This is a genomic window from Proteus sp. G2300, from assembly GCF_009915965.1.
Taxonomy (GTDB): domain Bacteria; phylum Pseudomonadota; class Gammaproteobacteria; order Enterobacterales; family Enterobacteriaceae; genus Proteus; species Proteus vulgaris.
Map to the genome: position 1 here is coordinate 19,865 of NZ_JAABNK010000003.1, position 24,812 is coordinate 44,676.

Annotated in this window: 22 protein-coding genes; 5 read left to right on the top strand and 17 right to left on the bottom strand. The window is 38.0% G+C overall.

Annotated features, from left to right (window positions below; all coding sequences use genetic code 11):
• Positions 1-114: 114 nt before the first annotated feature.
• The 11 genes from lpxD to rpsB all read right to left on the bottom strand — a co-directional run bounded on the left by lpxD (position 115) and on the right by rpsB (position 12,013).
• Positions 115-1,143 carry a UDP-3-O-(3-hydroxymyristoyl)glucosamine N-acyltransferase gene (gene lpxD, locus GWI97_RS00455; RefSeq protein ID WP_036934016.1) on the bottom strand — a complete coding sequence of 343 codons (1,029 nt, stop codon included), beginning with the start codon at positions 1,141-1,143 and terminating at the stop codon, positions 115-117.
• Positions 1,144-1,146: 3 nt separating this feature from the next.
• A complete protein-coding gene (locus GWI97_RS00460) occupies positions 1,147-1,644 on the bottom strand; it encodes an OmpH family outer membrane protein (protein ID WP_036934019.1) in 498 nt (165 codons plus the stop codon).
• Between the two features lie 92 nt (positions 1,645-1,736).
• Complete coding sequence (gene bamA, locus GWI97_RS00465; protein ID WP_161751800.1) at positions 1,737-4,130, bottom strand: outer membrane protein assembly factor BamA; 2,394 nt, start codon at positions 4,128-4,130, stop codon at positions 1,737-1,739.
• A 39-nt stretch (positions 4,131-4,169) separates the two neighbouring features.
• The gene (gene rseP, locus GWI97_RS00470; RefSeq protein ID WP_036934025.1) at positions 4,170-5,522 is read right to left on the bottom strand and encodes a sigma E protease regulator RseP; all 1,353 of its coding nucleotides are present in this window, start codon (positions 5,520-5,522) and stop codon (positions 4,170-4,172) included.
• A gap of 9 nt (positions 5,523-5,531) precedes the next feature.
• Entirely contained in the window at positions 5,532-6,395 is an 864-nt protein-coding gene (gene cdsA / locus GWI97_RS00475) for a phosphatidate cytidylyltransferase (RefSeq protein WP_036934027.1), read from the bottom strand.
• A gap of 1 nt (position 6,396) precedes the next feature.
• Complete coding sequence (gene uppS / locus GWI97_RS00480; protein WP_197733630.1) at positions 6,397-7,098, bottom strand: polyprenyl diphosphate synthase; 702 nt, start codon at positions 7,096-7,098, stop codon at positions 6,397-6,399.
• A 281-nt stretch (positions 7,099-7,379) separates the two neighbouring features.
• Positions 7,380-8,573: a 1-deoxy-D-xylulose-5-phosphate reductoisomerase gene (gene ispC / locus GWI97_RS00485; protein WP_036934032.1), complete on the bottom strand. Its 1,194-nt coding sequence runs from the start codon at positions 8,571-8,573 to the stop codon at positions 7,380-7,382.
• 192 nt (positions 8,574-8,765) lie between these two features.
• Positions 8,766-9,323 carry a ribosome recycling factor gene (gene frr, locus GWI97_RS00490; RefSeq protein ID WP_036934034.1) on the bottom strand — a complete coding sequence of 186 codons (558 nt, stop codon included), beginning with the start codon at positions 9,321-9,323 and terminating at the stop codon, positions 8,766-8,768.
• 112 nt (positions 9,324-9,435) lie between these two features.
• On the bottom strand, positions 9,436-10,164 hold the full coding sequence (gene pyrH / locus GWI97_RS00495) for a UMP kinase (RefSeq protein ID WP_036934036.1): 729 nt from the start codon (positions 10,162-10,164) through the stop codon (positions 9,436-9,438).
• Positions 10,165-10,300: 136 nt separating this feature from the next.
• Positions 10,301-11,152 (bottom strand): translation elongation factor Ts, encoded by an 852-nt coding sequence (gene tsf / locus GWI97_RS00500; protein WP_036934038.1) that lies wholly within the window; start codon positions 11,150-11,152, stop codon positions 10,301-10,303.
• A gap of 135 nt (positions 11,153-11,287) precedes the next feature.
• The gene (gene rpsB / locus GWI97_RS00505; protein ID WP_036934040.1) at positions 11,288-12,013 is read right to left on the bottom strand and encodes a 30S ribosomal protein S2; all 726 of its coding nucleotides are present in this window, start codon (positions 12,011-12,013) and stop codon (positions 11,288-11,290) included.
• 597 nt (positions 12,014-12,610) lie between these two features.
• On the opposite strand from rpsB, the gene map reads away from it, so the two are divergent.
• The 4 genes from map (at position 12,611) to GWI97_RS00525 (ending at position 17,524) form a co-directional block, all read left to right on the top strand.
• Entirely contained in the window at positions 12,611-13,408 is a 798-nt protein-coding gene (gene map, locus GWI97_RS00510) for a type I methionyl aminopeptidase (protein ID WP_036934043.1), read from the top strand.
• A gap of 154 nt (positions 13,409-13,562) precedes the next feature.
• The gene (gene glnD, locus GWI97_RS00515; RefSeq protein ID WP_115370966.1) at positions 13,563-16,208 is read left to right on the top strand and encodes a bifunctional uridylyltransferase/uridylyl-removing protein GlnD; all 2,646 of its coding nucleotides are present in this window, start codon (positions 13,563-13,565) and stop codon (positions 16,206-16,208) included.
• A 34-nt stretch (positions 16,209-16,242) separates the two neighbouring features.
• Positions 16,243-17,067, top strand: a complete 825-nt coding sequence (gene dapD / locus GWI97_RS00520; protein ID WP_036934045.1) for a 2,3,4,5-tetrahydropyridine-2,6-dicarboxylate N-succinyltransferase — start codon at positions 16,243-16,245, stop codon at positions 17,065-17,067.
• Positions 17,068-17,137: 70 nt separating this feature from the next.
• Positions 17,138-17,524 (top strand): DUF3461 family protein, encoded by a 387-nt coding sequence (locus GWI97_RS00525; protein ID WP_006535910.1) that lies wholly within the window; start codon positions 17,138-17,140, stop codon positions 17,522-17,524.
• 143 nt (positions 17,525-17,667) lie between these two features.
• Here the strand turns inward: GWI97_RS00525 and GWI97_RS00530 are convergent, their stop codons facing one another.
• From GWI97_RS00530 to syd, 6 genes are all read right to left on the bottom strand, one after another.
• Complete coding sequence (locus tag GWI97_RS00530; protein WP_036934048.1) at positions 17,668-18,111, bottom strand: flavodoxin; 444 nt, start codon at positions 18,109-18,111, stop codon at positions 17,668-17,670.
• A gap of 190 nt (positions 18,112-18,301) precedes the next feature.
• On the bottom strand, positions 18,302-19,735 hold the full coding sequence (locus GWI97_RS00535; RefSeq protein WP_161751801.1) for a coiled-coil domain-containing protein: 1,434 nt from the start codon (positions 19,733-19,735) through the stop codon (positions 18,302-18,304).
• Positions 19,736-19,864: 129 nt separating this feature from the next.
• Positions 19,865-21,310, bottom strand: a complete 1,446-nt coding sequence (gene ptsG, locus GWI97_RS00540; RefSeq protein WP_036934053.1) for a PTS glucose transporter subunit IIBC — start codon at positions 21,308-21,310, stop codon at positions 19,865-19,867.
• A 302-nt stretch (positions 21,311-21,612) separates the two neighbouring features.
• Positions 21,613-22,377, bottom strand: coding sequence for a tRNA pseudouridine(65) synthase TruC (truC, locus tag GWI97_RS00545; RefSeq protein ID WP_087803514.1), 765 nt, complete (start codon positions 22,375-22,377; stop codon positions 21,613-21,615).
• Between the two features lie 8 nt (positions 22,378-22,385).
• The gene (locus GWI97_RS00550; protein ID WP_036934058.1) at positions 22,386-22,709 is read right to left on the bottom strand and encodes a YqcC family protein; all 324 of its coding nucleotides are present in this window, start codon (positions 22,707-22,709) and stop codon (positions 22,386-22,388) included.
• 464 nt (positions 22,710-23,173) lie between these two features.
• Positions 23,174-23,725 (bottom strand): SecY-interacting protein, encoded by a 552-nt coding sequence (gene syd / locus GWI97_RS00555; RefSeq protein ID WP_036934060.1) that lies wholly within the window; start codon positions 23,723-23,725, stop codon positions 23,174-23,176.
• Positions 23,726-23,880: 155 nt separating this feature from the next.
• Here syd and queF point away from each other — a divergent pair, with 155 nt between their 5' ends.
• Positions 23,881-24,726: an NADPH-dependent 7-cyano-7-deazaguanine reductase QueF gene (queF, locus tag GWI97_RS00560; protein ID WP_036934062.1), complete on the top strand. Its 846-nt coding sequence runs from the start codon at positions 23,881-23,883 to the stop codon at positions 24,724-24,726.
• The last annotated feature ends 86 nt before the right edge of the window (positions 24,727-24,812 follow it).

The window sequence follows — 24,812 nt, forward strand, 5'->3', positions numbered from 1 at the left end:
TTCCTGTCTAATAAAACTGCGTCTAATTAATAATGACACGACCTGCTGTGACTCAAAAAAGTGAGTTAACCCGCAGGTCGCAAAATAGGTAACAACCGTCAATGACGTATTTTGTTACTTGTCGCTACTTTCTACTTGACGTTCAAGCGACTTAAGTCTTTTTTGCATTTCATCAATTCGCAACACTAGTGCTGCGGTTTTACGCCATGCTTTATTCGGTTGTAGCGGGATACCTGAAGAATAAACCCCTGGTTCAGTAATAGGACGCATTACCATCCCCATTCCTGTTACCGTGACTTTATCACAGATTTCCATGTGACCATTGATAACACTTGCTCCACCAATCATACAATAGCGCCCTATTTTCAGGCTACCCGCCATGATGACGCCCCCCGCAACAGCGGTGTTGTCACCAATAATGACGTTATGTGCGATTTGACACTGGTTATCAATGATAACACCATTACCGATAACTGTGTTATCTAATGCGCCTCGGTCAATCGTCGTACATGCACCAATTTCCACACGATCACCAATGACGACAGAACCTAATTGTGGAATTTTGATCCAATTACCACGTTCATTAGCATACCCAAAACCATCAGAGCCAATCACTGTTCCTGATTGAATTAAGCAATCTTTACCAATAATAACTTCATGATATATCGATACATTTGCCCATAAACGGCTATTATCACCGATGTGTGCTTTTTTACCAACAAAACATCCTGCACCGATCACAACATTGTCACCAAGGACAACATCGGATTCGATAACGGCATTTGCCCCCACTGACACATTTTTTCCTAATTTAGCATCAGGAGAAATCACAGCGCTTGGATGAATATCTTGTGCGGGTTGTGGGGTTGTATCCATAATCTGCGCCATTTGAGCATAGGCAAGATACGGATTTTTTACCACAAGGGCAGCAACGGGACAAAACGGAAGATCAGCTTCTGTTAATACAACGGCAGCTGCTTGGCATTCAGTTAATTTCTCACGATAACGACTATCAGAAAGAAATGTAATTTGTTCGCTATTTGCTAGGCTCATTGAAGCAAGACCGGCGATAGTGATATCACCATCGCCGTGTAACTGTGCATTCAATTGCTGAGCAAGATCAGCTAATCGAATTGAAAACATCTATTATTTAACCTGTTTTTGAACCTGAGCAGTAATATCTTTACCGTCTGCGAAATAAGGTACGGTGTTAGCATCTAAAATCACATCATAACCTTCTTTCTTCGCTACTGCGTCAACGGCATCTAATACACGTTTCATGATTTTATTACGTTCTTCAGCTTGACGACGACTAAAGTCTTGCTCAAAAGCTTGTGCTTTTTGTGCATATGCTTCACGTTTAGCAACCAGATCTTTCTCTGTATTTGCACGTTGTGTTGCATTCATGGTTGGTGCATCTTTTTGATATTTTTCAACAGCAGTCTGTAATGCTTTACCCAAGTTTTGCAATTCAGTATCACGTGATTTGAATTCATTTTCCAATTGTTTCTCTACCGCATCGCGGTTAGGAATTTGTTGGAGAACTTGACCGATGTTCACAACACCCACTTTATCTGCGGCTTGAACACCTGCTGACATGGTCAATGCCATTCCTAGGGCAGCGGCACATAACAATTTTTTCACGATTAAACTCCTTAAAACCAAAAATAATTTTTTGTCAGAAATCGGATGCCTTTTTCAGCATAGTGAATCAGGCATCAACCTTACTTACATCGCTACCACGTTCTACCAATATTAAACTGGAATTGCTCTGATTTATCCCCTTCGTAATCTTTTATTGGCTTAGCATAAGAGAATACTAACGGGCCTAAAGGGGATAACCATTGTAACGCAACACCGGTCGAAACACGTATATCACTTGCACGACTATAATCTGGCATACCTGCTGTCCAAGCAGAGTTAGTGCTACTCCAGTTGGTATCCCATACTGTACCTGCATCAACAAACAGAGATGTTCTAACTGATGATGAATATTTATCATCTACAAATGGCGTTGGTGTAATCAGCTCGAAACTTGCCACAGCCATAGCATTACCACCAATTGCGTCACTCGATGGTTCACCTGGTTTTGGCTTACCATTTTCACCAAGATAAATGGCTTTAGGCCCGATATTATTTGAACGGAAACCACGAACGGTGCCAGCCCCCCCCGCATAGAAGTTTTCATAGAATGGTAATTCTTTACCACCTAAACCATCCCCATAGCCTAAACGACCTTTAAACAGGGTTACCCAAGACTCTTTTTCATCAATTGGGTAGTACGCCATACCGTCCCAAGTTACTTTGTAGTACTTGTTATCAGAGCCAGGTACAGTCACACGCCCACTTAAGTTACTTCTCACACCTGATGTTGGGAAGAAGCCTTTGTTTAAATTATTAAAAGTCCACCCCAGACTAACCGTATAGTCATCGGCACTAAAAGATTCGCGATCTTTAAAATTAGGATGTTCACCCATACTTTCAAGATAACGCCACATAGCAACCTGAGGTTCCATACGTGACAAACCATTATGAGTATAGCCTAAGCCAAGGCGGGCTGAGTTATATTCATTAATTGGGAAACCTAATGTACCATCTACACCATATGATTTATTGGTATAACCTGATAAATCAGCGTCATTTGCACGGAAGTCGTTATAGAAAATACGACCACCTAAGCTTACACCATTAACAGTAAAGTATGGATCAGTAACAGATAATTCTGCATAAGTTGAGTAGTCATTTTTACTCGCATTAATCGCAACTGCGTTACCTGTACCTAACCAGTTATCTTGAGTAACACCCACTTGGAAGCTCACGCCACTTTCAGTACCGAAACCGACACCAAAGTTAAGAGAACCTGTGTTACGCTCTTTTACGCGATAAACAATATCTACCTGATCAGGCGACCCCGGAATACGTTGCGTTTCAGTTTCAACTGTTTCGAAATAACCTAAACGATTTAAACGCTCTTTACCTTGTTCAACTAAATCGCTACCTAACCACGCACCTTCCATTTGACGCATTTCACGACGTAAAACAGAGTCTTTAGTGATATCATTACCTGCAAATCGTACTTGGCGAACATAGAAACGGTTTCCTGCATCGACATTTACATGCAGTTTAACAGTTTTATTTTCATCATTAATTTCAGGGTTTGTCATTACGCGAGGATAAGCATATCCATAACGACCTAACAGATTTTTAATATCATTTTCTGTTTTGGTGACTTGCGCGCCATTATAAAGAGAGCCTGGTGCAATTTGGATAAGATCTTCAATCTCTTTGGTATAGCCAGCCGTATTACCATTGATCTCGGTATTTTCTACCGTGTATTTATCACCTTCTTTCAGGTTAATGGTAATGTAAATCCCTTTTTTGTCTGGCGTTAAGCTGACATTCGTTGATTCAATATCAAAACGGGCATAACCACGATCGAGATAGAAACTTCTTAATGTTTCTAGGTCACCTGCCAATTTTTGTTTTTGATATTTCTCATCAGCGGCTAAGTTCCACCAAGGCACATCATCACGTAATTGGAAGCGGTTAACGAGCTCAGCAGTAGAAAACGCTTTATTACCAACAATGTTGATTTGCTGAATTGTTGCTGATACACCTTCTGCAAACACAAGTTTTAAGTCAACACGGTTGCGGGGAAGAGGCGTAACAACCACTTTTACAGTTGCATTATATTTACCAACACTATAGTAGAAATCTTCAAGCCCTTTCTCGATATTCGCTAGCATTGTACGGTCGAGCGTCTCGCCAATACGAATATTAGAAGCCTCAAGATTCTGCTTTAGCATATCTTCTTTGATTGCTTTGTTACCAGAGAAAGTAATGCTGGCAATAGTTGGACGCTCTTTTACTTGAACAATCAGTGTACTTCCATCACGCAGAACACGAACATCATCAAAGTTTCCTGTCGCAAATAACGAACGGATAGTTCGACTGATATCATCATTGCTAACCGAGTCTCCAACCCGGACTGGCATGTTCAGTAATGCTGCACCAACGGCGACGCGTTGAAGACCTTCGAATTGAATGTCCTGAACTACGAATCCGTCTGAACCGTATGCAGTGGCGCTGCCCAGCAGCAGCGACGCTATAAGCAACTTTTTCATCGCCATCGTTGTTTTGTGTTTTCCTAACCGGTCCCTGCTTACCAATTATAAGCGAGAGAAATCATTGAAAAGTGCAAGCCCCATTAAAAGCATCAGTGCCATAATACCAATGCGATAACAGAAATCTTGTACACGCTCAGATACCGGCCCTCCCTTTATCTTTTCGATAACCAGGAAAAGCAGGTGCCCGCCATCTAAGACAGGCAGGGGAAACAAGTTAATGATCCCCAGATTGACACTAATAAGCGCCATAAACATCAAATAATAAATAAACCCAGAATCAGCAGACATTCCTGCGCCTTTCGCGATAGAAACGGGTCCACTAAGGTTAGTCAATTTGACGTCACCCACCACTAACTTGCCAATCATTTTGACAGTTAAACCCATCAACTGCCATGTTTTATCAGTAGCTTCATATAGTGCTGAAAATGGATTGTATTGTTGCATTATCAAGTATTGCTCATCAGGAGGTAATACTTGTAATTGCGCACCAACTTGCCCTACTTCAGTGCCATCTTTCAGTGCAATAGCTGTCGGTGTAATCGTTAATTCCAACGAAGAGCCATTGCGTTCAACAAGAAGTGCCAATGGTTTATTTGGGCTTTGTCGAACAAAATAAGTAAATGGATGCCATGTATCAATTGGCTGTCCATCAACTGTAACGATACGATCCCCTGCCTGTAAACCTGCTTTTTCGGCAACAGAGCCTACCGTTACTTCAACAATTTTTGAGTCCAATCTCGCGCCAACAGGCATAATCCCTAAAGATAAGATGGGATCTTGTTTTTCAGGATCAAAATTCCAATGTTGTAAATTCAGTATATTCTCACTCTCAGAGAGTGAATTTGGGTCTGACACAACAAATGAAACCTCTTTGGCACCAATTTTACTGACTAATGCTAAACGAACTGAATTCTGATCAGGCGTTTCGATACCTGCAATAGATTTTAGTTCCATTCCAGGCGTTAATTTTGCTTGTTCTGCAATAGAATTCGGACGAATATCTGCAATTATTGGTTTTAATGCAGGAACACCTATCATAAAAACAATCCAATAGGCGACGATTGCTAACAAAAAGTTGGCAATTGGTCCGGCAGCAACAACGGCGGCTCGTTGTCCAACTGTTTTATTATTAAATGCCAGATGACGACGTTCAGGTGAAACCTCACCAACGCGCTCATCTAACATTTTTACATAGCCACCCAAAGGTATCCATGCGATAACAAATTCAGTACCATGTTTATCTATTTTGCGCCAAATAGCTTTTCCAAAACCTATAGAAAAACGCTCAACGTAGATCCCACAGCGCCTAGCTACCCAAAAATGCCCAAACTCATGTACCGTAATCAGAATACCTAAAACGATAATAAATGCGGCAAGATTCCACAGGATACCCATTGCTTACCTTTATAGTTTAAAGCCAGAAGAAATCAGAAAGACCAATCCTGCAAAAACTGGAATAGCCGCAGTTAAACTATCAATTCTATCAAGCACACCACCATGCCCTGGTATTAATTGACTACTGTCTTTAATGCCTGAAACCCGTTTAAACATACTTTCAGCCAAATCACCAAATACAGATACTATGACAACAACACCTGATATTAATAATAAATTATTAGGAACTTCGATGACTGGTGCGAAATAGGTAAATAACCATGAGGCCACGCCAGCGGTAATCAATCCGCCAACTAACCCTTCAAGAGTTTTACCCGGAGACACTTTAGGAGCCATTTTATGTTTCCCCATCAAGCGTCCAAACGCATAAGCACCAGAATCAGCAGCCCAAACTAATATCATGACATACAGTAACCACCATGCGCCGGTGTAAGTGTCAGTGCTATACCCCAACATACGCAATGCCATCATGCCACAATAAAAAGGAACAATCGTCAATATACCGAACAATAGCTTAATAAAAACTGAATTTTTCCACATATTGGCTGAATTAGGATAACTTACAACTAATAAAATTGCGGCTACCCACCAAATTAAACCAGCCCACAAACCATTTTTTATCATTGGAGTGTCGAGTAGGTGGTCAAAATTGGGTAAAGAAAACTGCATAACGAGCAACAATGCAGCAAAACCCACCCCTGTTGCAATACGTTTACCTTGAGAATGCCAACCAATAAATTGAGCCCATTCCCAACCCGCTAAGCCTGATATAGCAATAATCACTAACCCAAAACTCACCGGAGGCAGTAGAAATAGAGCGGCAATAACAATAGGGATTAAAATTAATGCGGTGATGACACGATACTTAAGCAAATTATCCTCCCAGATTTATAGTGTCTGTTTCTGATGTAGTACCACCGAAACGTCTTTCCCGTTTAGCAAAAGCATCAAGTGCATTCTGAAAAACTTGTTCATCAAAATCAGGCCATAAAACCTGTGTAAAATAAAGCTCAGCATAAGCTATTTGCCAAATAAGAAAATTACTTATGCGGTGTTCACCACCAGTCCGGATCACTAGATCAACACCAGGCTGATTATGCAAGCAAAGATGTGAAGATATGGCATTTTCATTAATATCTTCGAGATTAATTTCTCCTTTTGAGAGGGATGTCGCTAATTGTCTTACGCTTTGAGTAATATCCCATCGTCCGCCGTAATTAGCTGCAATATTTAAATTAAGTCCTGTATTATTCGCAGTAAGTGCGACAGAATTTTTTATTCTGTCTTGTAGGCGACGGCTAAAGCGACTGATATCGCCAATCACCGTAAGTTTAACATTATGTTTATGTAAGTTTTTCACTTCATTGTCTAAGGCGAAGACAAATAATTCCATGAGAGAACTGACTTCTTGCTCAGGCCTATTCCAGTTTTCGCTACTAAATGCGTATAACGTTAGTGATTCAATTTTGTGTTTTACGGAAAAGCTAACCGCATCCCGCACTGCTTTAATTCCCGCGCGATGCCCCGTTACTCGGAGTTTCCCTTGCTTTTTAGCCCAGCGTCCATTGCCATCCATGATGATAGCAACATGCTTTGGTTTTGATGCGGATGAATCGTCACTGGATAAGTTCACTCAATTTAACCCTTTGCTAATCTGATACTGATACAGACAGTCCTCTTCGGATACCCCATGCACAAAAAAACCGTGTCACCCACGGCCTTTGGCAAAGCCTCAAAGTTGCTAAAGCAACAGCTTTAGTAATGAACTGTTAATTTTCATTATTGTCTTTAGTGATTCGGCAACTATACCATTAGCCAGAAAGACGAACAAACACCCTATATTAAATATAATCACCATTATACAAATTGGGTGATTATCTGATGAGTTTCTAATCTGGCTAATTTATCAATTTCTAGAACATCATTAATACTTTGAGGCTCTGATAGGTCAAAATGTTCAACGACTTTGCGATTAATTTTAGCAATATCAGTAAACTTCACTTTTTCGTGTAAAAAAGCATCAACAACCACTTCGTTAGCGGCATTTAACACGGTTGTTGCCGCTTGACCACGTTTAGAAGCCTCAATGGCAAGTGCTAAACAAGGGTAACGTTGGTAATCAGGACGAATAAATTCTAGCGATTGAATCTCAAAAAAATCTAATGCTTTTGCACCTGACTGAGTGCGATGAGGATAAGCCATTGAGTACGCAATAGGTGTTCTCATATCTGGCTCGCCAATTTGAGCAATAATACTGCCATCACGGTAGCGAACCATTGAATGAATAACAGATTGAGGATGAATAATTACTTCCATTTCTTCTTCTGATGCATTAAAGAAATAGCGAGCTTCAATATATTCTAGCCCTTTATTCATCATTGTTGCAGAATCAACCGATATTTTACGTCCCATTGACCAATTTGGATGTGCACAAGCTTGGTCTGGCGTCATTGCCTCAAGTTCATCTAACGGGGTATAGCGAAAAGGTCCACCAGATCCCGTTAGTAAAATACTGGTCACGCCTTCATCAGCTAAAGATGCATGGCCTAAATTTTCTTGGATAGTTTTAGGTAAACTTTGATAAATCGCGTTATGTTCACTATCAATCGGCAATACAGTTGCGCCATACTTAGCCACCGCATCAAAAAAAAGACGCCCACTGGTTATCAGTGATTCTTTATTGGCTAATAAAATTCTTTTACCCTTTTCTATGGCTGCAAGTGTTGGTTTGAGTCCAGCAACACCGGTTATCGCAGACATAACTTGATCAGCTTCGTCAAGCGCTGCTATTTCATTAATTGCATGGGAGCCTGATAAGACTTCTGTTTTACAAGATGTATTTGCGAGTAACTGTTTAAGCTGATTTGCGCTTTGTTCATCAGACATCACAGCATATTTAGGTTGGAAGGTGACACATTGTTGCGCCATTTTATTTGTATTTTTTCCTGCAACTAAAGCAAGAACCTGATACTTATCAGGGTTATTTTCAATAACGGAAAGTGTGCTTGTTCCGATAGACCCTGTTGAGCCTAATATAGTTATTTGTTTCATTTATTAATCAATCAGTATGTCTACAACGTTTTAATTAAAGAGAATTATATCAGTATGACAAGATAAATGAGGGAGAAAGATGAAAACTTTAATAAATAATGTGACTAAAAGAAGGTATTAAGCACGAATTTTCAAATAAATAACCAAAAATAATGCCGCTAAAAGCGGCATTATCAAAAAAAGATATAAAAATTAGAATTCCATTAACTCTGCTTCTTTCAGCGCTAATGCATCATCAATTTTTTTAATGAACATATCAGTTAATTTCTGAATGTCATCTTGTGAACGGCGTTCATCATCTTCGCTGATTTCTTTATCTTTCAGTAAGGCTTTTATTTTATCGTTAGCATCACGACGGATATTACGAACAGAAACGCGACCTTGCTCTGCATCACCACGAACAACTTTGATTAAGTCTTTACGACGTTCTTCAGTCAATGGAGGTAGCGGAACACGAATAATTGCCCCAGCAGATGAAGGATTTAAACCTAAATCTGATGCCATAATCGCTTTTTCAACAGCTGGTGCTAAAGTACGGTCAAATACAGTGATTGCCAGTGTACGACCATCTTCTGCAACAACGTTAGCAACTTGATTTAATGGTGTTGGCGCTCCGTAGTATTCCACTACAATACCATCTAAAAGGCTTGGAGACGCACGACCAGTACGAACTTTGTTAATCTGGCTTTTTAGTGCTTCAACGCTTTTATCCATGCGTTCTTGAGCATCTTTTTTGATTTCATTAATCACGTTATAAACCCTTGGGAACTGGTTATCTTCCAGTCGATATAAAATGATATCGACATAAATGAATTGACGTACTCTAGATGTTAACGCCAAATTATACCGTTGTCTCTGTGTATTAAGCGTGAGAAATCAAAGTTCCTTCACTTTCACCCATTACAACCCGACGTAATGCACCCGGTTTATTCATATTGAATACGCGGATAGGTAAATTATGATCTCGGGCTAATGTGAATGCAGCAAGATCCATGACTTTCAATTCACGTTCTAATACATCCTGATAAGTCAGTTTCTCATAAAGTACTGCATCAGGATCTTTGGTTGGATCGGCTGAATAAACGCCATCCACTTTCGTTGCTTTTAATACAACGTCAGCTTCAATTTCAATACCGCGTAAACACGCAGCTGAATCGGTAGTAAAGAATGGATTGCCTGTACCCGCCGAGAAAATAACCACACGGCCATGGCGTAATAAGCTAATTGCTTCCGCCCAACTGTAGTTATCACAGACACCATTTAGTGGAAAGGCTGACATAAGGCGAGCATTAACATAAGCACGATGCAGTGCATCACGCATTGCTAAACCATTCATTACTGTTGCGAGCATTCCCATGTGGTCACCCACAACACGGTTCATACCTGCCGCCGCAAGACCTGCGCCACGGAACAAGTTACCACCGCCAATTACGACACCGACTTGTATACCCAATTCAACGAGTTCTTTGATTTCTTGAGCCATGCGATCAAGTACGCTCGCATCGATACCGAAACCTTCTGCGCCTTGTAGAGCTTCGCCACTCAGCTTTAATAAAATTCGCTGGTATACGGGTTTTGCATTGGTTGCCATGGTGTTCTGTCCTAAGCAGATTAGTCAATTGGAGGTTTTAGATAGCTTCTCTTTTTAACAAAAAAAAGCAAACGGTCAGTGGAGATTGTAACAAAACAGAACCGCCATAAGGCGGCTCTGTTAACGCATAGCGTTATTATTTGCTCATTGCAGCAACTTCAGCTGCGAAATCAGCTTCAACTTTCTCAATACCTTCACCCACTTCGAAACGAACGAAGTTGATAACATCAGCATTGTTTTCTTTCAGCAGTTCACCAACAGTTTTGCTTGGATCCATTACGAAATGCTGGCCAGTCAGAGAAATCTCACCGGTGAATTTGTTCATGCGACCAATAACCATTTTTTCTGCGATTTCGCGTGGTTTACCTGATTGCATTGCGATATCCATCTGAATTTGGTGTTCATGCTCAACAACGTCAGCAGGAACATCTTCAGGACGAACATATTCTGGTTTGCTTGCAGCAACGTGCATAGCAATGTGTTTGATCAGTTCTTCGTTAGCGCCTTTAGCTGAAACTAAAACACCGATACGAGCACCGTGCAGATAAGTACCTAATTCTTCAGCTTCTAATACAGCAACACGACGAATGTTGATGTTTTCACCGATTTTAGCAACTAATGCAGTACGTGCTTCTTCGAATTTAGCTTTCAGAGCTTCGATATCATCAGTTTTGTCTGCTAATACAGTAGCCATAACTTCTTTACCGAAAGCGATGAAACCAGCATCTTTAGCAACGAAGTCTGTTTCACAGTTCAATTCAACCAGCGCACCGAATTTACCATCAGTAGCAACTTCTGCAAGGATGATACCTTCAGCTGCAACACGGCCTGCTTTTTTAGCCGCTTTTGCTTGACCTGATTTACGCATGTTGTCAATTGCTAATTCGATATCACCATTAGCTTCAACTAGCGCTTTTTTACATTCCATCATGCCTGCGCCAGTACGTTCACGCAGTTCTTTTACCAATGCAGCGGTAATTCCAGACATTTGTTTCTTCCTCGACTTTTCTATGGACTCGCCATAGATGTTCTCATAGCAGATGTGTAAAGGGGGCCTATTGAGGCCCCCTAACCAATATATAGCAATACCTGGTTAAATAAGGGCTCTTACGAGCATGCCTTATTATTCAGCTTCGACTAAGCCTTCTTCAGCCTGAACAGCCAGATCTTGAGAACGACCTTCACGAACAGCTGTAGCTGCAGCGGTCAGATATAATTTAACCGCACGGATTGCATCGTCATTACCAGGGATAATGAAGTCGATACCATCTGGATCAGAGTTAGTATCTACGATAGCAAATACTGGGATACCCAGGTTGTTTGCTTCTTTGATAGCAATGTGTTCGTGTTCAGCATCGATAACAAACAGAGCGTCAGGTAAACCGCCCATGTCTTTGATACCACCCAGGCTGTTTTCTAACTTACCAAGTTCACGAGAACGCATTAACGCTTCTTTCTTGGTCAGTTTGTCAAAAGTACCGTCCTGAGACTGAGATTCTAAATCTTTCAGGCGTTTGATTGACTGACGAACTGTTTTCCAGTTAGTCAGCATACCGCCTAACCAGCGGTGGTTTACAAAAAACTGGTCACAGCTTTCAGCTGCTTCTTTAACAGCTTCAACGGCAGAGCGCTTAGTACCAACAAACAGGATTTTGCCTTTACGAGAAGCAATTTTGTTCAGTTCAACCAGAGCTTCATTGAACATTGGAACCGTTTTTTCCAAGTTAATGATATGAACTTTGTTACGCGCACCAAAGATGAAAGGTTTCATTTTTGGATTCCAGTAACGAGTTTGGTGACCGAAGTGAACACCGGCTTGCAGCATATCGCGCATTGAAACAGTTGCCATTTTAGACCTCTATAAATTTAAATTTGGGGTTATTTCGTCCACAAATCCCATACGACCGACTCATCAGCTGTAAAGGTTTAAACCTTTACATAAGAGCACCCCGGCGTTATGTGTCGATTTGTGTGTGTAATTAACACAATTGAATATTCAGATTTACTGTTACTACTCTGGATGTGATGCAATAACAGAACTCCGGCGCGCTTTATACCATAAATAACCTTAAGAAACCACTATTACTTGTGTTTGATAACGGCTTATTTGAGATAAAGTTAGGGATATTAACCAAAGAAAAAAGAGATTATTAAAACAATTACGGTGGATCTTGTTCTACTATCAAATCGCTAAGAAACACCAGAGAGAAAAGCGCAATAAGGAAAGACAACAAGATAAAGAAGGCGTAATGTGCGTGATTATTCTCGATATCAGACAGATTGCAAGCACCCTCTTTATTGGCATGCCTACTTTCTACTGATATCATAAATAGTAATCAGAATTATTTCTCATCATCATTCATTTAACCTGCAATACAAAATATGAAGCAACCCAATTGTGTTATCTCATACGTATTGTGGTTTTTAATCTAGACGAAGAACTCAAATGGCTATTGTAATCAAGACAGAAGAAGATATTCAAAAAATGCGCGTCGCGGGTCGTCTTGCGGCAGAAGTTCTTGAAATTATCGCACCTTTCGTAAAACCTGGCGTAAATACCGCTGAATTAGACCGTATTTGTCATGAACATATTGTTAATGTACAACAGGCAATCCCTGCTTGTCTAAACTATCACGGTTTCCCTAAATCAGTCTGTATTTCTGTTAACGATGTTATTTGCCACGGTATTCCTAGCGAAGAAAAAATCCTTAAAGATGGCGATATTGTTAATATTGATGTCACTGTCATTAAAGAAGGTTTTCATGGTGATACCTCAAAAATGTTTATCGTAGGGAAACCAACCATTCAAGGTGAGCGTTTGTGTCGTATCACCCAAGAAAGCCTATATTTAGCAATTAAAATGGTTAAACCAGGCATCCGTTTACGTGAATTAGGTAAAGCGATTCAAAAATTTGTTGAAGGCCATGATTTCTCTGTTGTTCGTGAATACTGTGGCCATGGTATCGGCGAAGGATTCCATGAAGAGCCACAAGTTCTGCACTACGATGCAGATGATAGCGGTGTTGTGTTACAAAAAGGCATGGCATTCACTATTGAACCTATGGTCAACACAGGCGATTACCGTATTCGCACAATGAAAGATGGCTGGACTGTTAAAACCAAAGACAGAGGCTGGTCTGCGCAATATGAACACACCTTGGTGGTTACTGATAACGGCTGTGAAATCATGACGTTACGTAAAGAAGAAGAGCCGTTTATTTCGGCGGTATTAATTAACGAATAACGCACTTCAATTTACAATGTAAAAGCGACATATTTTTTCGAGATATGTCGCTTTTTTTATTTTATTTGCAATGAAATAACAGAATTGCTAGTCAGGTTATCGTTTTAACATTAGTCTTACTATCATAGGCAAACATTGAGTAAGAAGATGAATGATGACTACTAAAAACGCATTTCAAACACAGCCCCCTTCCCCTTTTTTGCTGACGAAAAACACACAAAATCACACTGAATTAAAACAATCTATCGAACAATTTCAGTCTTGGTTAGCGGATGCTTTTTACCACGATGTTGATGTAACTTTATTACTTCAAGCGCGTAGTCATTTTATCGACCAACTCTTAACTCAATTATGGCGTTACACTCAATTATCTGATTATCCTGATCTTAGTATTATTGCTGTGGGGGGCTATGGTAGACAAGAATTACATCCCCTTTCTGATATTGATCTTCTTTTTTTAAGTGATTCGCCTTTATCACCAGAAGTCTCTGATAAAGTGAGTAAATTAATTACCTTACTTTGGGATGTACGCCTTGAAATCGGTGCCAGCGTTAGAACAATGGAAGAGTGCCTTTTAGAAGGTCTCTCTGATTTAACAGTAGCGACAAATTTACTAGAAGCTCGTCTTGTTTGCGGTAATCAGTCACTTTATCAACAATTAATCAATCATATTTTCAGCCAAGGATTTTGGCCATCACCTGATTTTTTTGCTGCCAAAATCGAAGAACAAAAACAGAGACATCAACGATTTCATAGCACCAGTTATAATCTTGAACCTGATATTAAAAATAGCCCTGGCGGCCTTCGCGATATTCACACTTTAATTTGGGTTGCTCATCGTCATTTTGGTGCAGCTTCTGTCTCTGAGATGGTAAATTTTGGCTTTTTAACTCCTGCAGAAGGGCAAGAACTACTGGAATGCCAATACACACTATGGAAAATTCGCTTTGCATTACACCTCGTACTTTCTCGCTACGATAATCGCCTACTGTTTGATAGACAACTTAACGTTGCTCAATGCTTAAATTATCAAGGAGAAGCTAATCAGCCAGTTGAAAAAATGATGAAGGATTATTATCGGGTCACTCGCCGTGTCAGTGAGTTAAACGATATGCTACTTCAATTATTTGATGAAGCTATTCTTGCTTTACAACCTAATGTAAAACCTCGACCATTAGACAATGAATTTCAGCTAAGAGGCTCGCTAATTGATGTTGTCGACGATAGCTGCTTTCTTGATGATCCTATCGCTATTATGCGTCTATTTTTACGTATGGCAGAACATAAAGAGATCACGGGAATTTATTCTACAACACTACGTCATTTACGTTATGCACGTCGTCATTTAGTCCAACCTTTATGTGAGTACCCACTAGCACGCAAAATTTTTATGCAGATCTTGCGTCATCCTCACGCCGTTTCCGGTGCGTTCGTTCCTATGCACAAACACAGTGTCTTAGCAGCTTATTTCCCGCAATGGAACAATATTGTCGGTCAAATGCAGTTTGATTTATTCCATGCCTATACCGTTGATGAACACACTATTCGTGTTTTGCAAAAGCTGGAAAGCTTTGGTTTCTCTGAGAATCATGAAAAACACCCACTTTGTGTTGAAATTTACCCAACACTTCCACAACTTGAATTACTTCGTTTAGCTGCACTTTTTCATGACATTGCTAAAGGTCGCCATGGTGATCACTCAGAGCTAGGAGCACAAGATGTTGTTCTCTTTGCTCAACAACATGGTTTAAATCAGAGAGAATCTGCTTTAGTTGAATGGCTGGTTAGTCATCACTTACTTATGTCTGTCACAGCACAACGACGAGATATTCAAGATCCCGACATCATTTTTCAGTTTGCATCAGAAGTCAAAAATGAAAGCCGATTACGCTACCTTTTATGTTTAACTGTTGCTGATATCTGCGCGACCAACAGTAGTCTATGGAATAGTTGGAAACAGAGCTTATTACGTGAGCTTTTTCTGTCGACAGAAACTCAATTACGCCAAGGTATGCATTCTATTCCTGATTTACGTGAACGCATCCGTCATCATCGTTTGCAAGCACTAACTATTTTACGTACAGAGCATGTTGATGAAGAAAAATTACAAGCAATTTGGGGGCGTTGTCACGCCGATTACTTTTTACGGCACACACCAGAACAAATTGCATGGCATGCCCTTGCTTTAATTGAACATAATAGTGCTGATCCCATGGTATTAATCAGCCAACAAACAGAACATGGTGGCACGGAAATATTTATTTGGTGCGCAGATAGGCCCTCTCTTTTTGCTTCCGTGGCAGGTGAACTTGATAGACGTAATTTAAATATTCATAACGCACAGATATTTACCAATCGCGATAATATGGCTATGGATACCTTTATTGTACTTGAGCCTAATGGCAAGCCCCTTGCTCTTGATAGGTATAATGCTATCCGCAAAGCACTCATTCAAGTTGTATCAGCACCTTATAACGCCAATGCAAAAACACGTTTATTACCTGCAAAATTACGCCATTTTGACGTTCCGACAAAAATTAATTTTGTCGCTTCTAATCATAATAAACGTACTTATATGGAATTATTTGCGCGTGACCGCCCAGGATTACTAGCGATTATTGGTAAAGTTTTTGCTGATCTTTCATTGTCATTACATGGTGCAAGAATAACCACAATAGGTGAGCGTGTTGAAGACTTTTTCGTATTAACCGATAGCGAAAATAAGGCGTTAAACCAAAAAATGAAGGATGAAGTCGTAGAAAGGTTGACAAAAGCCCTAGTTTCAAAGGATAAAATATAGGAACCCACGACAATACATATAGGAAATACTATTGATGCAAGCATTACAATCTATTATTGATAACGCCTTTGAACATCGTGCAGATATCACCCCAAACAACGTTGAGCCTCATATCCGTGATGCGATTAATAACGTTATTGAACAGCTAGACAGCGGAAAATTGCGGGTGGCAGAAAAAATTGACGGTCAGTGGGTGACCCATCAATGGTTAAAAAAAGCGGTTCTACTCTCTTTTCGTATTAATCACAATCAAGTGATGGACGGCGGTGAAAGTCGCTATTTTGATAAAGTACCTATGAAATTTGCTGATTATGATCAAGCACGTTTTGAAAAAGAAGGCTTTCGTGTTGTCCCACCTGCAGCCGTTAGACAAGGTGCTTATATCGCTCGTAATACTGTTTTAATGCCTTCTTACGTTAATATCGGTGCTTACGTTGATGAAGGTAGCATGGTTGATACATGGGCAACGGTAGGCTCATGTGCCCAAATAGGCAAAAATGTTCACCTCTCTGGCGGTGTAGGAATTGGCGGTGTCTTAGAACCACTACAAGCAAACCCTACGATTATTGAAGATAACTGTTTTATTGGTGCTCGTTCTGAAATTGTTGAAGGTGTTATTGTTGAAGAAGGCGCAGTTATTTCAATGGGCGTTTATATTGGTCAAAGTACCAAGATTTATGACAGAGAAACAGGCGAAGTGCATTATGGTCGAGTTCCCGCAGGTTCTGTTGTTGTATCTGGTAATTTACCGTCGAAAGATGGACGCTACAGTCTTTACTGTGCCGTGATCGTGAAAAAAGTTGATGCTAAAACACGTGGAAAAGTTGGTATTAATGAATTGTTAAGAACTATCGACTAATATAAGAACAGCGGATAGAATTAATTCTGTTCGCTATTCTTTCATTCATCTTTCTATCAGGTGCCAATATATGTACGATAATTTAAAAAATTTAGGGATCCCGCATCCTGAAGATATTGACCGCTATACCCTACGCCAAGAAGCTAACAACGATATTTTAAAAATCTATTTCCGCAAAGACAAAGGTGAATTCTTTGCAAAAAGCGTAAAATTTAAATATCCACGCCAACGTAAAACAATTTCTGATGGTCAATCAGGACAAGGTTTTAAAGAAGTAAATGAAATCAATACTAACTTACGTTATGTAATTGAAGAATTAGATCAAATTTGCCAACAAGACCAAGTAGAAGTCGATTTAAAACATAAAATCCTAGATGACTTGCGCCACCTTGAACATGTTGTAGCAAATAAAATTGCTGAAATTGAAGCTGATTTAGAAAAGCTGACTCGCCGTTAATAACAGGCAATTTTAGCCAATATAGGTTAGATTTATAAAAAACACCGCTTACTTACTGTATAAAGCAGAAACAAGCGGTGTTTTAAAATCAAAAATATTATTCATTATTTTGTTAACCAACTAATTATTGGGTTATTTTTTATTTAATCTAATAGATTGACCCAGTTTTCAAGCCAATCTATTGCAAATACTTCTGGCTCTGCGACATCCATTCCGTCTATTTTCAATATTTCACCGATACGTTTTGCTTGGTGCTCCTGTAACAACTCATCAAACTTCATCCCCGCACCACAAAAGTAGTCATAGCTACTGTCACCTAACGCAATTAGACCGTAACTTAGGTTTGGCTGATATCCCACATTATCACGTAATTCATGAAATAAAGATGCGATAGTATCAGGTAAATCCCCTTGCCCTGTACTCGACGTTATCACTAATACGGTCGAATATTTTTTCCAATCCACAAGAGTTCCTTCTTCATAAACATTAGCTTGGTGTTTATGCTCAAGTAAAATACGTTGAGCCTCTTCAGCAACCGCTAATGCATTTCCGTAAACTGTACCTACAAAAATACCAATTTTAGCCATAATGATTACCTACTTTATGCGGTTTAAAATTCAATAAACTTAGTTTGCCTAACATATAGAAATTTAATCTTTATCTCAAGCTTCAGTGTCTTTAATTACTTAATCTCATCCTTAAACTCATTAGAATAAATAAAATACTTATTATATTTTCATTAACAACATCTTAGTTATCAATAACTCCTTTATGCCTTTATTTAACAATAAGCATGTTGAAAATTTTATTCCATTCTTTTCTTTCTTTTGAAAAAAGCCAAAGAATATCATTTTTAGGTTTTGATTCTTTTAAAGTTTTTGTTATTAGTTTATTAGCCCACTCAGGTAGTTTTCCATCTTTAAAATTATCGCTATTCAATATGACATTTAAATTCTCGTGCATTAGCATTATATTACCATGCGCTTTATTATTGATATCTAGTCGTTTTTGATATGATTTAGGAAAAAGAATCTTATATATTTTAGAAAAAAAACCATTATAATTCTCTCGATCATTATTATTAATAAAAAGTACTGAAGCAATTTTATTAATATCCAATAAAATATTTTCTTTTGGTATTTTACTATTAATCCCAGCAGTGTATTTTTTCAATTTATTATCTAAACTTCTTAATAGTGAAATTTGTCTACCATTAACCGATTCAACAAAAATAAAATATTTATTTTTTATACATTTTATTTTTTCCAAGCTAGATTTTAATTCCTTTAATTTATCAACCCCATCTATTTTCTCCATTAAATTTAATCTACTAACAATAATCACCTCATTATTAAATTCCTCTTCCTTTGCAATTAATATATCAACATTTATTTTAGATAAATCATTATATTCTAAAAGATCAACAAGTTTATTTATTGCTAAGGTTGTATCAATTATTTTTTTATTATTAATTCTTATTTTAGAAGATAATTCATTTTCAAGTAATTTAATTTCATCTTGAATTTCTTTAATTTCATCTTGAATTTCTTTAATTTCATCTTGAATTTCTTTAATTTCCTCTTCCATTTTCATAATAGACATATTACATCCATAAAAACCAACATTATTATTTTTAGATGAAGATAAATTAAAAAACTTATTCCCTTTATTACTCTTATTATCTAAATTCTCATTAATATCATCTAATTTGTAAAACTTACCCTTATGATTTATGAAACTATTTATAATTGGATTTTTATCATTGAAGACCACACCCTCAAAAGAGTTCGTATTATAAATACTCTTTCTCACTTTAGTACAAACACTTTCCTCTTTTTTATAAGAAAGTAATCCATCAAATATTTTTCTAACATCACCAATATCATTAATGTTTTTCACACTAATTATTTTATCTTTATTATCAAAAAAAAACTTAACACCTCCTAAGTTAATCCTTTTTTTTAGTTTTTCTATACGATTTTTATTTTCACCGTGATTAGTATATTTATCAATTGAATTGTCTAATTCTTTTTTTATATTGCTTAATAAGAACTTTTTATCTTTATTGGCAATAAAAACATCATCATTTCCTTTTTTTAAAAAAAGTGAAATACTATTTTTATCAAACTTAATACTCTTTCTATCTGTTTTATCATTTATATCTGTTATGGATAATAAAAAACTTCTATGACTATCTATGAAGGTTGGCATGATATCTCTCCATTCTGTTTAATACTTAACAGAATGCCATACCCAGTATCAATATTATTGCAATAAAAAAGCACTCCCTATTTTTATATGGGAGTGCTTTATGATTTGATATTACAATCAATAAGTTATTTATTCAGCACTATCCAAAGACCGAATATATTCATCCATTTCAGTTTTTAGATTATCTGACTTAGGACCAAAAATCGCTTGGATACCCGAGCCGACAACGACTACACCAGCAGCGCCCAATCTTTTCAATTCATCACGATCAACTTTATCAATCTCTTTTACACCAATACGTAAACGTGTGATACAGGCATCTAAACTACTGATATTGTCTTTACCACCAAACGCAGCGACTAAAGATTGTCCCATGGCACTTTTATCAGCTTGTTTCGCGTTTTTATCTTCCACTTCGCGGCCTGGAGTTTTCAGGTTTAGTTTCACGATTAAGAAACGGAAAATAGAGTAATATGTTATCGCATACAGTAAGCCAATAATTGGGAACAGATACAGCTTGCTACTATTACCACTTAATACGATAAAGTCGATCAAACCATGAGAGAAACTTGTACCATCACGCATTCCTAACAAAATACAAATGACAAATGCTAAGCCTGCCAAAATAGCGTGAATGACATAAAGGATTGGTGCGACGAACATAAATGAGAATTCAATAGGTTCAGTGATCCCTGTTAAGAAGGCTGTTAATGCCGCAGAAATCATGATACCACCCACTTTTACACGATTCTCAGGGCGTGCTGAATGCCAAATTGCAATTGCAGCAGCAGGCAAACCAAACATCTTAAATAGAAAACCACCCGATAACATACCCGCAGTTGGATCACCTGCCATATAGCGAGGAATATCACCGTGGAATACTTGCCCAGCACTATTGACATATTCACCCACTTGCATTTGGAACGGTACATTCCAGATATGGTGCAAACCAAATGGTACTAATGCACGCTCTACAACACCGTAAATACCAAAAGCAACAGCAGGGTTTTGATAGGCCGCCCATTCAGAAAAACGTTGGATAGCCGTACCGATAGGAGGCCAAATAAAAGATAAGATAATCCCAACAAAAATAGCAATTAAGCCTGAAATGATAGGAACAAAACGCTTACCCGCAAAGAATCCTAAATACTCAGGTAATTTAATACGATAAAAACGGTTAAACATAGAGGCTGCAATAATACCTGCAATAATTCCTCCTAGCACACCAGTATCAGTAAGGTGTTGAGCCTCAATTTCCGCAGTCGAGAGTCCTAAAACCCAAGGAGCAACCACTATCATGGTTTTAGACATGATACCGTAAGCGACTACAGAGGCCAGCGCAGATACCCCATCATTATTGGTAAAGCCTAACGCAACACCAATAGCAAAAATAAGTGGCATATTAGAGAAAACTGAACCCCCCGCTTCTGCCATTACTTGAGAAACAGAAGAAGGGATCCATGAAAGATCAGCGGAACCAACCCCTAATAAAATACCGGCAATAGGTAGTACAGATACCGGTAACATCAAGGACTTTCCGATTTTTTGTAAAACAACAAATAGGTTTTTAAACATCAAGCAGACTCCCGGAATGTGGGTTTTATATGTTGTAGGTTTTTTATTTGTTTAAAGTTATGTGGTTTTTTATTTCATAAACTTATCTAATGATAAGCCTTATTTATTTTACATCATAAAATAAATCGCCAAATGAATACATGATAGCTGTCACGTTTCAATACATGTGATCAGATCAATTTGTAGAATTATATATTTTACAAATAGTTAATAGAAACTATGAATTTGCGCAAACCATCAAGACTTAAGTAAAAAAGCCTTGATAGTCACATATTGAAAGCAATATTCAAATAAGAAAGGAATTAAAAATGATGAGCTAAATCGTCACCATACTGCTCTAATTCAGGTCTTAATCCACGCCAATCAAACTGATTAATAAGGTGTTGCCAAGGTAGATCCCACTTAGCCGTTAAACTAAGCGGTTGTAATGTTATTGGATGAATTAAGTTTAGATGGCTTGCATGTAACATCAAGCGATGAGATTGAAAATGATTTACCACACCGCGATTTTGACGTAAATCACCATGAGCAGTATCACCAATAATAGGATGACGAATATGAGACATATGGCGGCGTAATTGGTGTTTACGACCTGTTTCAGGACGCAATTCTAATAAGCTAAATCGAGATGTAGGATAACGCCCAATAGCAACCTCTTTTTCAACGGTTGCTAATGGCTGACAATGTGTTACACACGCTTGAATTTGTGGTGGCTGAGTTGCAAATTTATCAGCAATTTTATCTAACTCTTCCACTAAAGGGCTATCAATTACTAATGCTTCTTCAACATACCCTCTTACTACAGCATGGTAAATTTTTTCTGTTTTATGTTGTTCAAAAGATTGGGAAAGGGCTCTTGCAACATCAGAGGAGAGCGCCATTAATAAAACCCCTGATGTAGGTCTATCTAAGCGGTGTACAGGAAAAACATGTTGCCCTATTTGGTCTCTTAGTGTTTGCATAACAAACACAGTTTCATGCCTATCAAGCCAACTACGGTGAACAAGCCAACCTGCCGGTTTATTCACCGCAACAAGATATTCATCTTGATAAATAATATCTAGCATGATCGGCCTTATGATTTAAACATTGCGTCAAGTTCACGCAAATGGTTGAGTAAATCAGTAAAGTCGCGACTTTCATCATCTTTAAATGCTTCTTCGTAATAAGGAGCGATTGAGAATGCATGAGGTAATGGCATATTGTTTTCAATCATTGATGACAATCGTGGAATTAATACCCACTGTAACCATTCGTGTGCACTCATTGTGTCAATACAAAAAGGTTCAATGCTTTCAAATGCCTGTTCAGTTGGTGACCCTAATTGCCATAGCTCAATGTTCTTCATCTCTTCTTCGATTAAGAGTAATTTCGCTAAAATGCGTTGTTCTGGTGTCATCATATATTCCTTATATAAAACCTACGAATAAGGATAACATTGGGATGGAATAGCAGAAAACAAATAAAAAAATAAAAGGAGCCGAAACTCCTTTTAGACAAGAAAAATAACTGTCTGTACAACACATGCATCCAAGCAAGACCGTTTTATCTATCCCTGTGATTAAGTCTGTATCCACATTAATGGAAATATCCTATTTCCTGTGCCCTTGATTACTTTACATTATATCGGTCACCAAACAGTCCCTTCGTTGGTGGACGTAGAATGCCAATAATTGATTAGTTAAACAACCCACAAAATAAATGTAATTAAATAGATATAACCATAAGCAAAAACAATAGGTTAATAAGTTATTGCTCTACTTAAATAAATTAAATTTACTCTTATACAAGAGCCTATTTACTAAAAAAACAGACTCTTTTTTGTAAGATATATCTCACACAGAAAATAGTTTAAAGACTACATCAGTCACTATACACCACGGCTAATTCTGATAAAAAAACAGATAAGTTTTCAGCTAGAACTTCTCTTTTCTTTTGGCCAAACGTTTCAAGAATAACTTCACCAGAAACATTACAGACAGAAATGATCTCATTTTCTGAATCCGTTGTGCCAATAAATAAAGTTGGCGTTAATTTCAGTCTCTTTTGCGTCACTAAATGCCCAATAATATTTTCTTGTAGGCGAATAAAATCTTCTTCACTCCAGACTTGGATCAAACTTAGATGAGTATTTCTAAAGCGAACTTGCATATCCCCCGCATACTGAGTAGTAAAGTAATTATGCAATTCAGGGCGAATGATAATCCCCATCGCTTTTTCAACTTTTTCCAGTTTGTCCGTTCCTACAAAAGGTTGAGGTAACCAATAAACGACTTCATCACCCGTTCTTGATATGCAAACTGAAGGAACACCATAGAGCTCTTCACTCGCAGGAGGTAAACCTGATTTTTCTTGCCACAAGTCAACATATTTTTGCGTGAAAGCTTTTAATTCAGAGGAGATGTTTTCAATCATGGTTATTAACTTTATTATTAAATAAAAATTAGCCCTTATGTTACCTGATTATGTTACTAATTCAGAGTATCAAAAATAAAGCATTCGTATACTATTGATGTTTCAATAGTATAATTAGCCTTCTTTTATTCTCAGTTAAAGTTAGGATGTAAGTTATGTCTTTATATCAAGGTGATAAATCTCTTGAAACATTATCTTTAGGCAAAGAGACTCAATATCATACGCAATATGATGCTAAATTATTGCAGGGTGTACCACGTAGCCTAAATCGAGATTCACTCTCTTTAACTGCTGAAAATTTACCTTTTCATGGTGGCGACATTTGGACTATGTATGAGCTCTCATGGCTTAATAGCAAAGGACTACCGCAAGTCGCGATTGGCCATGTTGAATTAGATGCAACCACTGAAAATCTCATTGAATCTAAAAGCTTTAAACTGTACCTCAACAGCTTTAATCAAACTCGCTTTGAAAACTGGGATATCGTTGAAAAAACCTTACTTAAAGATTTAACCTCTTGTGCTAAAGGTAAAGTGAATCTAACTATCTATCCACTTTCGCATTTTACATCACAGCCTATTGTTGATTTTGCTGGAGAGTGTATTGATGAACAAGATATTGAAATTGATAATTATCAGTTTGATGCACAATGGTTAAACGGATCGACAACCGATACACGGGTTGAAGAAACGCTGGTCAGTCATCTGTTAAAATCAAACTGCCTTATTACCCATCAACCCGATTGGGGATCTGTCGCTATCCAATATAAAGGTAAAAAAATTGATCGTGAAAAATTGCTACGTTATTTAGTCTCATTTAGGCAACATAATGAATTTCATGAACAATGTGTTGAGCGAATTTTCCACGATATCATGCAATTTTGTACGCCAGAAACATTAACTGTTTACGCAAGATATACACGAAGGGGGGGATTAGATATCAATCCTTGGCGTAGTAATTGTGAGTTTGTTCCAAAAATCAGTCGATTAGCCAGACAATAATAGGAATAATGCCTGTATGTTAATATGATCTGTGTTATACCAAGATCAATTGCACTTCAGTTTGTTATTTCAGGAGAAAAAGGAGT

Coding starts and splice junctions, on each gene's coding strand:
- syd (WP_036934060.1), bottom strand. CDS start 23,725: ATGATTGAAAACATCTCCTCTGAATTAAAAGCTTTCACGCAAAAATAT.
- ispC (WP_036934032.1), bottom strand. CDS start 8,573: ATGAAACAAATAACTATATTAGGCTCAACAGGGTCTATCGGAACAAGC.
- queF (WP_036934062.1), top strand. CDS start 23,881: ATGTCTTTATATCAAGGTGATAAATCTCTTGAAACATTATCTTTAGGC.
- rpsB (WP_036934040.1), bottom strand. CDS start 12,013: ATGGCAACTGTTTCAATGCGCGATATGCTGCAAGCCGGTGTTCACTTC.
- bamA (WP_161751800.1), bottom strand. CDS start 4,130: ATGGCGATGAAAAAGTTGCTTATAGCGTCGCTGCTGCTGGGCAGCGCC.
- lpxD (WP_036934016.1), bottom strand. CDS start 1,143: ATGTTTTCAATTCGATTAGCTGATCTTGCTCAGCAATTGAATGCACAG.
- GWI97_RS00530 (WP_036934048.1), bottom strand. CDS start 18,111: ATGGCTAAAATTGGTATTTTTGTAGGTACAGTTTACGGAAATGCATTA.
- GWI97_RS00535 (WP_161751801.1), bottom strand. CDS start 19,735: ATGCCAACCTTCATAGATAGTCATAGAAGTTTTTTATTATCCATAACA.
- ptsG (WP_036934053.1), bottom strand. CDS start 21,310: ATGTTTAAAAACCTATTTGTTGTTTTACAAAAAATCGGAAAGTCCTTG.
- map (WP_036934043.1), top strand. CDS start 12,611: ATGGCTATTGTAATCAAGACAGAAGAAGATATTCAAAAAATGCGCGTC.
- truC (WP_087803514.1), bottom strand. CDS start 22,377: ATGCTAGATATTATTTATCAAGATGAATATCTTGTTGCGGTGAATAAA.
- tsf (WP_036934038.1), bottom strand. CDS start 11,152: ATGTCTGGAATTACCGCTGCATTGGTAAAAGAACTGCGTGAACGTACT.
- dapD (WP_036934045.1), top strand. CDS start 16,243: ATGCAAGCATTACAATCTATTATTGATAACGCCTTTGAACATCGTGCA.
- GWI97_RS00525 (WP_006535910.1), top strand. CDS start 17,138: ATGTACGATAATTTAAAAAATTTAGGGATCCCGCATCCTGAAGATATT.
- pyrH (WP_036934036.1), bottom strand. CDS start 10,164: ATGGCAACCAATGCAAAACCCGTATACCAGCGAATTTTATTAAAGCTG.
- GWI97_RS00550 (WP_036934058.1), bottom strand. CDS start 22,709: ATGACACCAGAACAACGCATTTTAGCGAAATTACTCTTAATCGAAGAA.
- uppS (WP_197733630.1), bottom strand. CDS start 7,098: ATGGATGGCAATGGACGCTGGGCTAAAAAGCAAGGGAAACTCCGAGTA.
- glnD (WP_115370966.1), top strand. CDS start 13,563: ATGACTACTAAAAACGCATTTCAAACACAGCCCCCTTCCCCTTTTTTG.
- rseP (WP_036934025.1), bottom strand. CDS start 5,522: ATGGGTATCCTGTGGAATCTTGCCGCATTTATTATCGTTTTAGGTATT.